This is a genomic window from Neobacillus sp. D3-1R (assembly GCF_052180215.1).
In the GTDB taxonomy this organism is placed as follows: domain Bacteria; phylum Bacillota; class Bacilli; order Bacillales; family Cytobacillaceae; genus Pseudoneobacillus.
On the sequence record NZ_CP197471.1, the window covers coordinates 219640 to 231782 of the forward strand.

Annotated in this window: 14 protein-coding genes and 1 pseudogene; 12 read left to right on the plus strand and 3 right to left on the minus strand. The window is 35.8% G+C overall.

The window, feature by feature from the left end:
- The first annotated feature begins 111 nt into the window (after nucleotides 1–111).
- The 6 genes and pseudogenes from ACSBPO_RS01015 to ACSBPO_RS01040 all read left to right on the plus strand — a co-directional run bounded on the left by ACSBPO_RS01015 (nucleotide 112) and on the right by ACSBPO_RS01040 (nucleotide 4501).
- On the plus strand, nucleotides 112–345 hold the full coding sequence (locus ACSBPO_RS01015) for a hypothetical protein (protein ID WP_442597908.1): 234 nt from the start codon (nucleotides 112–114) through the stop codon (nucleotides 343–345).
- A gap of 240 nt (nucleotides 346–585) precedes the next feature.
- Nucleotides 586–951 (plus strand): annotated as a pseudogene (locus ACSBPO_RS01020) (protoglobin domain-containing protein); the annotation flags it as partial.
- Nucleotides 952–1773 (plus strand): methyl-accepting chemotaxis protein, encoded by an 822-nt coding sequence (locus ACSBPO_RS01025; protein WP_442600280.1) that lies wholly within the window; start codon nucleotides 952–954, stop codon nucleotides 1771–1773.
- Nucleotides 1774–1884: 111 nt separating this feature from the next.
- Nucleotides 1885–2781, plus strand: a complete 897-nt coding sequence (locus tag ACSBPO_RS01030) for a PhzF family phenazine biosynthesis protein (protein ID WP_442597910.1) — start codon at nucleotides 1885–1887, stop codon at nucleotides 2779–2781.
- Nucleotides 2782–2886: 105 nt separating this feature from the next.
- A complete protein-coding gene (locus ACSBPO_RS01035; protein ID WP_442597912.1) occupies nucleotides 2887–3876 on the plus strand; it encodes a Gfo/Idh/MocA family protein in 990 nt (329 codons plus the stop codon).
- A 13-nt stretch (nucleotides 3877–3889) separates the two neighbouring features.
- Complete coding sequence (locus ACSBPO_RS01040) at nucleotides 3890–4501, plus strand: class I SAM-dependent methyltransferase (RefSeq protein ID WP_442597914.1); 612 nt, start codon at nucleotides 3890–3892, stop codon at nucleotides 4499–4501.
- A gap of 47 nt (nucleotides 4502–4548) precedes the next feature.
- Here ACSBPO_RS01040 and ACSBPO_RS01045 read toward each other — a convergent pair whose 3' ends face one another.
- Nucleotides 4549–5022, minus strand: a complete 474-nt coding sequence (locus tag ACSBPO_RS01045) for a hypothetical protein (RefSeq protein ID WP_442597916.1) — start codon at nucleotides 5020–5022, stop codon at nucleotides 4549–4551.
- Nucleotides 5023–5384: 362 nt separating this feature from the next.
- On the opposite strand from ACSBPO_RS01045, the gene ACSBPO_RS01050 reads away from it, so the two are divergent.
- The 3 genes from ACSBPO_RS01050 (at nucleotide 5385) to ACSBPO_RS01060 (ending at nucleotide 8244) form a co-directional block, all read left to right on the plus strand.
- Entirely contained in the window at nucleotides 5385–6560 is a 1176-nt protein-coding gene (locus tag ACSBPO_RS01050) for an HD-GYP domain-containing protein (RefSeq protein WP_442597918.1), read from the plus strand.
- Between the two features lie 126 nt (nucleotides 6561–6686).
- Nucleotides 6687–7862 (plus strand): hypothetical protein, encoded by a 1176-nt coding sequence (locus ACSBPO_RS01055; RefSeq protein ID WP_442597919.1) that lies wholly within the window; start codon nucleotides 6687–6689, stop codon nucleotides 7860–7862.
- 79 nt (nucleotides 7863–7941) lie between these two features.
- Nucleotides 7942–8244, plus strand: coding sequence for a hypothetical protein (locus ACSBPO_RS01060; RefSeq protein WP_442597921.1), 303 nt, complete (start codon nucleotides 7942–7944; stop codon nucleotides 8242–8244).
- A 78-nt stretch (nucleotides 8245–8322) separates the two neighbouring features.
- Here ACSBPO_RS01060 and ACSBPO_RS01065 read toward each other — a convergent pair whose 3' ends face one another.
- Nucleotides 8323–8775: a hypothetical protein gene (locus ACSBPO_RS01065; protein WP_442597923.1), complete on the minus strand. Its 453-nt coding sequence runs from the start codon at nucleotides 8773–8775 to the stop codon at nucleotides 8323–8325.
- Between the two features lie 31 nt (nucleotides 8776–8806).
- Complete coding sequence (locus tag ACSBPO_RS01070; protein WP_442597924.1) at nucleotides 8807–9157, minus strand: hypothetical protein; 351 nt, start codon at nucleotides 9155–9157, stop codon at nucleotides 8807–8809.
- Between the two features lie 210 nt (nucleotides 9158–9367).
- On the opposite strand from ACSBPO_RS01070, the gene ACSBPO_RS01075 reads away from it, so the two are divergent.
- The 3 genes from ACSBPO_RS01075 to ACSBPO_RS01085 all read left to right on the plus strand — a co-directional run bounded on the left by ACSBPO_RS01075 (nucleotide 9368) and on the right by ACSBPO_RS01085 (nucleotide 12094).
- A complete protein-coding gene (locus ACSBPO_RS01075) occupies nucleotides 9368–9688 on the plus strand; it encodes a hypothetical protein (RefSeq protein WP_442597925.1) in 321 nt (106 codons plus the stop codon).
- Nucleotides 9689–9799: 111 nt separating this feature from the next.
- The gene (locus tag ACSBPO_RS01080) at nucleotides 9800–10216 is read left to right on the plus strand and encodes a hypothetical protein (RefSeq protein ID WP_442597927.1); all 417 of its coding nucleotides are present in this window, start codon (nucleotides 9800–9802) and stop codon (nucleotides 10214–10216) included.
- Between the two features lie 51 nt (nucleotides 10217–10267).
- The gene (locus tag ACSBPO_RS01085) at nucleotides 10268–12094 is read left to right on the plus strand and encodes a hypothetical protein (RefSeq protein WP_442597929.1); all 1827 of its coding nucleotides are present in this window, start codon (nucleotides 10268–10270) and stop codon (nucleotides 12092–12094) included.
- Nucleotides 12095–12143: the final 49 nt, after the last annotated feature.

The window sequence follows — 12143 nt, forward strand, 5'->3', positions numbered from 1 at the left end:
GCTTTAATGTGTTGAAGTGATTGAGTCTATTTCAGAAAAACAGTACTAGATGTAAATAAACCTTGTGTAATTGGAGGAATACTACCACTAGTAGAGAAGGAGGTAGTTTTAGTGAGTTCTCATTATGAAGATTTTCTTAAAAGCAAAAATTGGTTTGATCTTGATTTAGATGCAAGGTACATAAACATAAATCATCCTTATGCTATTTTAATCTCTGGTGATGAAGGGCAGATCACATTAAGGGGAAATGCTGGTTTGGACAATGGCCAAAATGGGGAAGAAATTTTTAGTTTCAATTCCTTACGCGAGCTTCAGGTTTGGTTTGAAGAGAATATTGGGGAATAAAGATTGCTTGGCTATCAGCTAAGTAATCTTTTTTTATTAAAGTATAAAAAGGTTCACAAAATTGTAACAACTACAATCCCTTAAACCTGTATAATTTCCATTATATGCAAGTTGCTAATAGTAGGGGGAGTATTATTGTTTTTTAAAAAAATAAAGCAAGAGACAGTTAAATTAAACAGAGAAAATATAAGGGGTCAGTTAGATATTAATCAAGATAGTGATATATATAAACAAGTAAATATGATTGACCTTTCGGAAAAAGACTTGCAAATTATACATAGCTTAAAACCTTTTGTGACAGAAAAAATTGATAACATAGTTGATAGATTTTATCAAAATTTAGAAAATGAGCCTTTGTTATTAAAAATCATAAATGACCACAGTTCTATTGAAAGGTTAAAGAAGACTCTTAGACAACATATTGTTGAGATGTTTGATGGTGTCATTGATGACTCATACTTAGCTAAGAGAATAAAAATTGCCCATATGCATGTAAGAATTGGTTTACAAACGAAATGGTATATGTGTGCTTTTCAGGATTTATTATTATCACTTATAGATATCATTGAAGAACGAGTTGTACAAAAAGATGATCTTTTTCTGACGATAAGAGCCGTTTCCAAAATACTAAACTTAGAACAACAATTAGTTTTAGAAGCATATGATGTGGAAAGTGCGAGATTAAAAGAGGTAGCGGAACAGCAAAAAGTACTAATACGTGAAAATGTATCTAGTGCATCTCAAAATTTAGCGGCTATTTCGGAACAAGCAAATGCCTCCTTTAACCAACTGATACTACAATCCAATGAAATTGTATCTCTTAATAATACCGGTATTCAACTTTCTAAGTTAACTCAGGAGCGGGCAGAACAGGGAAAAGAGCAAATTGTTAATCAGGCATTAAACATGACAAATATCCATAAAACAGTTGATGATATCTCTGATGATGTTCATGTTTTATTAAAAATATCTGAACAAATGCAGGAGATTGTAAGTATTGTGACAGGCATTGCCGATCAAACGAATTTACTATCACTTAATGCGGCTATTGAAGCGGCAAGAGCAGGGGAGTTTGGGCAAGGTTTTGCCATCGTTGCTGGTGAAGTTCGAAAATTATCCGAACAGACAAAGAACTCAGTTATAAACGTTTCCACTCTTATTCAAAATACGAATAAACAAGTAGAGGGACTTACTATATCCCTTGAAAAAATTAGAGCAGAAGTTAACGCTGGAAATGAAAATATGCTAAAAACAGAAAAACATTTCGATCAAATCCTACATACCATTGGTGAGAGAATGCAACAAAATACTAAAATTATTAATGAATTAGATTCGTTTGTGAAAGGAATAAATGAATTAGGTAAAGCATTTGAAGAAGTTGCATTTTCAGCAGATAGCTTGACTATGATTACAGAAGAAATGAATTAACAAAAAGATTGCTTGGATGAATGCCAAGCAATTTTTTGTTATGATTCGAGTATAAATTTGAATGAAAGTCCAATCCAAATAACCAATCCAATTTAAAGGGAGAGATACTAGTTGAAAGAAGTGCAGGTTTTTCATGTAGATGCTTTTACCGATCAGCCTTTTGGGGGAAATGCAGCTGGTGTGGTACCAAACGCTGACCAACTCACTGAATATGAAATGCAAAAGATAGCAAGGGAGCTAAACCTTTCCGAAACAGCATTTATTATTCAAACAAATAATGCTCAGGCTGATGTTCGTGTGCGTTATTTTACACCAACAGATGAAATTGATTTCTGCGGACATGCAACGATTGCTCTTTCTTGGATTTTAGCAACAGAGTATGGTTGGTTGGAACGTTCAGCTGAAATCCGTCTTGAAACTAATATTGGGATTGTACCGGTGAAGTGGTCTGTTGTGGAAGGTCGATTACAATCGGTTGTCATGACCCAAGTCTCTCCCAAAGTGAAAGAAATAGACCTTGATAGAAATGAAATTTGTCGTCTAATTGGTGTAACTATAGATGAGCTAGATGAACGATTTCCTATCAAATTAGGGTACACAGGAAATTGGCACTTGTTAGTCCCGATAAAGACAAGAAAATCAGTCGATGCTGCAACACCATTAATAGAAGAATTAGGGCGAATGAACAAAGAGCTTCGATTAAGTACAACCCATTTATTTACATTCGATGGTGTTGACGATGCTATGCTATACACAAGGGACTTTGCACCTGCAGTTGGAATTACAGAGGATCCGGTAACAGGGTCAGCCAATGGAGCATTAGCAGGTTATTTAGTTTTAGAGGGTATTATTGATCCAAAAAACACTCCCTATTTTAAAATTGCTCAAGGGCATTCAGTGGGACGACCTGGTTCATTAGATATTGAGATTACATACAACGATCATGAACTGGTTATTTGTGTGGGAGGTACAGCAGTAAAAATGATAGCAGGAACGATGGTATTGTAGGTCCGTTAAACTCAACCTGCTATATGATGATCAAGTCCCTTCCATGGTTATTTTTCATTCAAAGGGTTATGATGTAAAAAAACATCATGAAGGAGCTGCTTAGATATGGTACGATTCGGTGTTGTTGGAACGAATTTTATAACAGACCAATTACTCGATTCTGTAAAGGAACTAACTGACTTTTCACTTACGGCCGTGTATTCTAGAACAGAAGAACGGGCAAAAGAATATGCCGCAAAGTACGGAGTGAATACAATTTTTACAAATCTAGAGGATATGGCGAAAAGTGAGGAAATAGATGCCGTTTATATTGCAAGTCCCAATTCCTTCCACGCTAGCCAATCGATTCTCTTTTTACAAAATGGGAAGCATGTTTTATGTGAAAAGCCCTTGGCATCGAATGTACATGAGGTAGAAGCGATGCAATCAGCTGCAAGAGAAAATCATGTAGTCCTTATGGAAGCGATGAAGCCAACCTTAATGCCTACTTTTAAAAGTATCCAGGAAAACCTACATAAGATTGGTAAAGTAAGAAGGTTTTTCGGAAATTATTGTCAGTATTCCTCTCGATATGATTCTTTTAAGCGAGGTACGGTTTTAAATGCGTTTAATCCCACTTTTTCAAATGGTGCACTGATGGATTTAGGGGTTTATTGCATTTATCCAATGGTTGTATTATTTGGAATGCCCGAGGAGATAAAAGCGTCTGCCATTATGCTTTCTTCAGGGGTAGATGGACAAGGAAGTGCTGTCTTCCAATTTAAAGAGCTGGAAGCGGTTATACAGTACTCGAAAATTACGAATTCGTATTCCCCTTCTGAGATTCAAGGAGAAGAGGGAAGTATCATCATTGATAAAATTTCAACCCCAGAAAAAGTGGAAATTCGTTATAGAGATGGAAGAATCGAGCCGATTAGCATTCCTCAAGTACACCAGCCAATGTATTATGAAGTAGAAGAATTTGTTAACCTGATCAAAACGGGGCAGACAGAATCCAAAATAAACTCATTCCAACATTCATGGATGACATCTCAAATTTGTGATGCGATAAGAAAACAGATCGGGCTAATTTATCCAGCTGATCAACAAGGATAGGTGTGGTGGAAAAATGCTGGAATGGACAGGTGAAAGAATTATCCCTAAAGAAATGAAAATGATGAATGGGATGTTATTAGAACATATTGCCCGCTATTATTTTGCGCTACCCTATATAAAAGGAAGAGTGTTAGATATTGCATGTGGAACAGGATACGGTTGTCATTTAGTGGCTAAGGACCGTAAGCGAGAAGTAGATGAAATGGTCGGTGTCGATATTGATGAGGCTACTATTCATTACGCGACAAAAGAGTATCATCACCAAAAAGTAACCTACCTGCAAGGAGATGCGCTCGACCCAAAGCTTCCTGATAGATTAGGTCAGTTTGATACGATATTAAGCTTTGAAACCATTGAACATGTAGAAAATGACCAGCTTTTTATGGACCATTTATATCAAATGTTAAAACCGGGCGGGATGCTCGTTTTATCAAGCCCATTTGGTAGAGGTCGCGGTATGCCAACGAGTGAACCCTTTCATGTTCATCAATTGACTCCAGAGGAATTTGAGCAACTATTTGAGCGCTTTTCTTCTGTTGAAATCTTTTACCAACGAGGACCAACCTTTGAAAAAAGGCGAGAAGGAGTTAGATACTTCATTGGAGTGGCTGTCTGTAAAAAATAAACACCTCAGTTGAGGTGTTTATTTTTTGGCGCTTACACTTTTTAGTTTTACCGGCGTCTAAAGCCTTCTTCACGTAAATATTCTATTGCTTCTTCATAAGTGTTGTATGTGGCATCTAAGTTTGGTCCTGCATAGATATTCCACAATTCGTCCTCTTTTAACAGGGTAAGTTTATAGTTCTCATAATCTACCCATGTTTCTTCGTATGCTTCTTCAACTACATCATCTGCTTCATCACTAGCTTTAGGAGAAAGTGATTGGATGGATTTTTGGATGATCGTACGCAATTCCTCAGCAGAGAAGTCACGAATATTGACCATACCCTTGTCATCCTTGTTATATCCTTTTACATATTCTGCATAAACAAATCCGTTGCCCTTTGGGTGCAAATGATACACAACATTTTTCTTATCATAAGCACTTTCTTCAAAGTGATAGTTTACTCTTCCTAGTGAAACATTTTTTCTCTCAAGTTCTGGAAACGATTCAATAATCGCTATTTTTTCTTCAAAACTAAGCATGGTGGCCCCACATCTTTCTATTCTAATTTCAATGGTTCATTATAGCATATAAGATTGTCCATCTCCAAAATGGAATAGAATTCCATACTTATCAATGAAAATGGGGGTATATCACTATTTCGGTATAGTTCTTTTTACCTATTTTTCTTATTGGATCCTAAGGTAATTCAGCTTATTTTAGAAATTCTTTATTTTTTCAAAAAAATTCATAAATATTTTTACATAAATATGATAAATTGGATATATATATGAAAATTGTCGATAGATGACGAATATTTCCGCGACTTTTGTACCATATAGGTTCATGCTTCCTATGTCGATAATATATGAAAGAAAGTTAAGGTTATTAGAGAGGTTAAAATATGCAAAAAAAATACATAGTTTCCGCTCTTCAAAATGAAGAACAGCGTACAGTCAAATGGTTTTTAACATTGTTTTATGTTATTACCATTAGTTATGATACTTTATATTTTTATATCTATCCTAAATTCGTTTCCCATACAGAAGTGGGATTAACGAGTGTCTTAGGATACTATCTTTATATTATTTTGTTTTCTTTAATTCCGATTAGTATTTATTTGCATAAAAAGAACTTGATTCATTATGTAAAATACCTCTATTTCATCACATTTACTTCCTTAACATTGTTAAATGACGTTATTACCTATCTTCATAATCCAGATTATGAGAGTGGTAATGTGGTTGAAGTGTTTTGGCTATTGTTATCACCCATTTTTGTTAATACAAGATTCTTCTGGATGGTTAGCTCGGGATTGTTAGTGAAATACATATTGGTAGGTATATTCATTCATGTACCAGACGTTATACTCCCAGCTTCCATTACCATTGTTTTTTCAATCATTGCTTATATCATTCTATCTCGTTTTCAATCCTATCTTTCCGTGATCAAAACATCCTATGATCAACAATTAGAAGGGATTGTAAAAGGGATTATTGCTACATTAGAAATGAAGGACCCCTATACAAGAGGGCATAGTGAAAGGGTAGCACAGTATGCTTTATTACTAGCGAAAGAGACTGGCAAATATTCAGATGCAGAATTAACATCGTTTTATAATGCTTGTTTACTGCATGATATTGGAAAAATACAAATCTCAGATTATATCTTAATGAAACCAGGGAAACTGACGGATGAAGAATATCAAATTGTAAAAACTCACCCAGCCGTTGGAGCAGAAGCGGTAAAAGATGTAGTAGGCTTACAAAATTATATAAGTGTCATCCGCTCCCATCATGAACGTTGGGATGGCAAAGGTTATCCTGACCAATTAAAAGGTGAAGAAACCTCGTTAATGGCTAGGATTGTCTCGATTGCCGATGCCTTTGATGCCATGACTTCATCGCGTTCCTATCGCTCCGCACTTCCATTGGAAGTAGCGTATAACAGAATTATAGATGGCGATGGAACACAATTTGATCCTCATTTAGTTAAGACGTTTAAAAAGGTATATCCTTCTTGGGTAGAATTTCATGCCTATTCAAATAGAGATAAAGAAGAAACGGAGGTGGAACAATGAAAATCCGAAAGTTAAAAAAAGTGAAAACAACTTGTTGGTGGTGCTTTATCCTTCCACCGAAGTACTAAGAAAAAGATGCAACACTTGTTGCATCTTTTTGTTTACAAAAAGGTATAGGAGAAGGGGATGAAATTGAATATTACCCTAGATACAAAAATAAAGTTAAATCCATTAAACATTAGAAAAGATAAGAAAAATTATATAATAGAAGACTTGGTTAATGAAGAATTCTACGAAATGCCTGAGGTTTGTGTAGTAGCATTAGAAAGAATAAAGGAAGGTCATGCTTTAAAAGAGATTGAAAATGATCTAAAGAAGCGTTATCCAACTGATGAGGTGGATATGATTTCTTTTGTTCAACAACTACTTGAAATGCAGTTGGTATTAGAAGTGGATGATCATCGTATTGAGCAAGTTCATCATCAGGAAGGTAAACTTGGATTTACTTGGATTTCGCCCAAGATAGGGGAATTGTTTTTTAACCGAAATATGATGATGGGATATATGTTTTTATTTATGGTGAATATCTTCTTTTTAATATTCGATCCTTCATTGTTTCCTCACTATACTGATTTATTTATCTTCGACTCCATGACAATAAATATGATTCTATGGTTCATAATAGGCGGAGTATTAATCCTTGCTCATGAATATGGTCATATACTAGCCATTAGGGCTCATGGTTTTCCGACGAAGCTCGGGATCAGTCATCGCCTTTTTTTCATAGTATTGGAGACTGACTTATCACTAGCTTGGAAGCTTCCCCCTAAGAAGAGATACCCGCTTTACCTAGCTGGTTTAAGTTTTGATAATTTAATATTATTTTTAGCTCTCTTTACTGAGGTTTTGTTTCCAAATGCACCGAGTGTCCTTTTAGCTATTTTAAAATTTATTGTGCTTGATGTTGTTTTAAGGATGGTTTATCAATTTTGTATTTATATAAAAACTGATATCTATTATGTTATTGAAAACATGACAGGCTGTTATAACTTGATGGAAAGTACAATCAGTTACCTGAAAAATGTTAAAAATCAATCTATTTTTATTAAAGAGGAAAAAGGGATCATTCTACTATATGGAATTTTATATATCCTTGGAACGGTCATCTCTTTATCATTATTTGTGTTGTATTATATTCCACAGCTAATCGTTTTTGTACTTCATATTTTCCCCGGCATGAAGGAGCCCATTATAAGTTTTTCTTTCTGGGATTCTTTTTTAGTAATTGTGCAGATGCTGATTGCCCTATCTGTATTAATATTATCTTGGAGAAATAAATTTAAGGGTTCTTTTTCTAAGTGAAAAAATATATTTTATTGAAATAGGACATACACATAATGGAATATACATGACATGAAAGATACCTTGGAGGTGGATAGTAATGTCGATGCCAAACATTCCTGATATCACGCCGGATATTAATTTGAAAAGAGAAGATGTTATTAATTTACTGTTAACATCTATTGCTCTGGAGGAAATTGGATTAGCCCATTTGATTAATGCTGAAGGGGAGAAGTTACAAAAAGCGATTGAGGTAGCTAATTGTTTTGAGGATCTGCTTTATGCCAATAGGAGCGTTGAAAAAATGTTAAGAACGATTATTAAAAAAGAAATGCTATTACAGTTTAAGCTTGAGGATGTTATGGAAATACCGCCGGATGAACATCACCATCACCATAAATAATAAAGGCAACCAATACTTAATAAAAAAGGTGTATCAAAGGAATCGAAGGGTTCTTTTAGATACACCTTTTTATTTATTTTATGATTGGGGTCTCCAGGGTGGGAGAGGTTGAACTTCTTCAATAAAGATCTTGGTCTTTTCCCCATGTACATTACTTCTGAATGAGGCCATATTCTTTAACGGTTCAGTATCAACTTTCTTTGGTGGTGTTTTAGGCTTGGTCACTTTAACTTCCTTAAAATCTGTCATTACTTTTGGTATTGGTTGCGTTTGGAGAGGAGTGGCAAAATCTTTATATGAAGGATTATGTTTATAAAATAATTGTAATTTCTTCAGTTGTATATTTTGGATATCTGATATAGAATCTTTAACTTGATTCGTCATCTGTTGAACAACAGAAATAAAATGTTGATTGCCACTTCTCCTATGAGCAGCATCTAGAAGACCTCCGATGGATTGATGATATCGGTGAAGGGATAACTGCTTATCATGAAATAATTGAATATATTTTGACTGATAATCTTCTCCCATTACGATTCACCGTCCTGCTTGATTTATTCCTTTAGTCTTCATTTAGTTCCTCTGATTCTATGAGTGGGTTGTTAAGTTTGCCGTGATCTATTTTTTCTTTTAAAGATATAACGGTTTCTAATTTCCTCAAAAGAAGCCATTCCTTCATTAATACTGATTCTATAATTCTATGTATGGATTGATTAAAAGCAAGAATTTCCTGATTGGTTGGGGAGGTAGGGAAATCTAAGCTTTCTCCTACAAATGCATTTATTTTATCAGCTTCAGAAGAAATGATATTAGCAAGAGCGATTTCCTCTTCGGCAATGGATTCCATTAATTTAGCTATTATTTCTTCATTGGAAGGAGGATTTTTGTCTTGAAGGACGTTAGGTATAATCACTTCTCATTTCTCCTTTAGGTATAGATGTCCTTATATGTATATGAGCATTCTTAAAGAGTAGTATTCATTTTTGATAAATTGTCAGGATCAGTTATTTAAAAAATAGTTAATAAGTTTCCAATTTTAGGTGAAGCAAGTCCAAACCTTTTTCTTTTTTATGAATATCTTATCATCGTAACTCCAATGAATGATAAGGAGGTGAAAAAAGAAATGTCATTTCCTAATATTCCAAACGTAACGCCTTCCATCGATATTGCTCGAGGGGATGTAGTTAATCTATTATTAGCATCTATTGCTTTTGAAGAGCTTGGTTTAGCACATATTATTAATGCTGAAGCTGAAAAGATTCAATTTGCTCTTGGGACATTACAAAACCAGTTACCTCTTCCTGCTGTAACCATTGGTCAATTATTAGAAGTCAATGAGAGTGTAAATAAGACTCTTAAAACGGTCGTAAAAAAAGAGATGCTGCTGCAATTTAAGTTAGAGGATGTTTTAGATATTCCTCCGACAGATTCCACAACACCTTAATAGGAAAGAAGCCTTTTTTATTTAAAAGAGGACAAGGCGTGGGTAAATGTACCTTTCGTTGGAAAATTTGGCTTCATATACTATTGAGAAAATATGAAAGAGGTGAAAAATATGAGTTTTCCTAACATCCCTAATGTTACCCCATCTATTAATCTTTCTCGAAACGATGTTATTAATCTACTGTTAGCATCGATCGCGTTTGAGGAGCTGGGATTAGCTCACATTATTAATGCGGAAGCAGAAAAAATCCAAGCAGTTGTTGGGACACTACCGAATAGTGACTTAGCTGCTACTAGTATTGATGAATTACTATCCATTAATAAATCAGTAAATGATGTTTTAAAAACCGTTATCAAAAAAGAAATGCTACTTCAATTTAAATTAGAAGATATCCTTAATATTCCACCTGGACCAACACCACAACCAGAGATTGAAATTTTTGAGAATACAGCAACAGTTACCGCATTTTTTGACGGAGTAGGTGTGACAGATTCTGATAATGCTTTCTATCATATTTTAGTTGCTTGATAGGAAGAGCTTTTAAAATAACGCTATAAGCGAATAAGGAGTGAAAAATATATGAGTTCAAGTACAATATTACCGTACGGTCCTGGTCCTGGCCAATGGGATACCATTCGTGAATTGTTGCAATCTGCGGCCAACTGGGACTTCGCCAACGGTCAAAAAATGACAATAAATGGTACGGTTTGTGGCAATGTTGCTAACGCATCCAGTGTACAAGGCAATGGCAACTACAGCAATACTGGTACGGTAGGTGGAATCCAATGGGTAGGACCAACTGGTCCAATTCATAGCACATACACTAGTCAAGATTTTGATTGCCAATGGTTTACGCCTGGAGATAACCCCCCAGGGTGCCCAGTTCCACCAAATGAACCATCTGATCAACTATTTGTTGATATTGCTACAGCATCTAACACAGCTAAGAGCCTTGCATCTACTCAAACATTTGCAGGCATCGATACAAACGCTGGGAATGTGACGATCAATGTAGTTAGCGGACTCAACGTCATTAACGTACCGCCAAATCCTTTTGGTACAACTGAAGGTAAGATTCAAGTGCGTGGAAATGGGGACTTAATTATTAGTGGACCATCTGACGCAGTGGTTATTTTTAATGTGGGGGCTGACAATGAGGTAAATGCAGTTCGTAACGGCATGGACATCTTAAATGGTCGCTCTATCCTTACCCAAGGGGGTGTGCAGGCTCAAAACATCCTCTTCAATGTGCTTGGTGGCGACATTACAATCAACGGTGGAACAGTCAACGGAAACTTCCTGGTTCGTGCGGGAAGTGATGTGAAGGGGAAAGCTGACATTCAAGGAACAACACAAATCAACGGGATCGTTATTGGTGACGGCAATCATTCCAGCGAATTCTCACTGGCTGAAAATGCTACAATTTGCGGACAGTTTGCTCCAGAACCATTAATTGATATCGAAAAGCTAGTTTCTGTAGATGGAGGTTTGACATTTGTAGATGCTGATGTTCCACCTGGGCCAGTATTGAATGTTACAACACAACCGAATGTTCATTTTAAATATGTGATTAGCAATATTGGTGGTGAAGATCTGGAAAATATTGTAGTAACTGATGATGTATACGGCAATATTACTTTACCTCAAACGACGTTAGCTGTTGGTGAATCAATGGAAGTAGAAACTATCGAACCAGGAGTACTAGGTCAGCATACAAACATTGCTACAGTTACTGGTAATGGGGTGGATAGTGGAACTGAGGTAACCGATAGTGACGCTGCAAACTATGTTGGAGCTGAGCAAAATATCTCCATCGACCTTGTGAAAGAAGTTTCTCCTGATGGTGGATCAACTTGGTTTGATGCGAACGAAGCACCAGGTCCAGTTGTCGTCTCTCCACAAGCTCCAAGATTTAGATATACAGTAACCAATACAGGTGATGAAACGCTTGTTAATGTTACGATTACTGACTCTGCTTTGGGCTTAATCGTTGTAATAGGTCAACTAGACCCTGGAGAAACTGATGTGCATTTCAGAACAGGAAGTGCATGTTCTTCACCAGGACAACAATCTAATATAGCTTTTGTTACTGCTACAGGTCAAGATAGCGGTATCGAAGTTACGGATTCTGATCCAGCATTTTGGTTCTGTATTCAAGGACAACCAAATCCATCAATCAACATTCAAAAATTAGTTTCTGTTGATAATGGTGAAACATATGTAGATGCGAATACGTCTCCGGGACCTTTACTACCACCTGGAGTAACTCCGCAGTTTAAATTAGTAGTAACGAATACTGGTAATGTTCCTCTTCAAAACGTTACAGTAACGGATAGTGACTTTGGTTTAATCACTATAATTCCTTTAATGGACCCAGGTGAAGTTCAAGAAATCTTCTTCCCTTAATGGTGAGCTAACAAAAAAGATGCCTCATAAGAGCTTATAGCCTTATGAG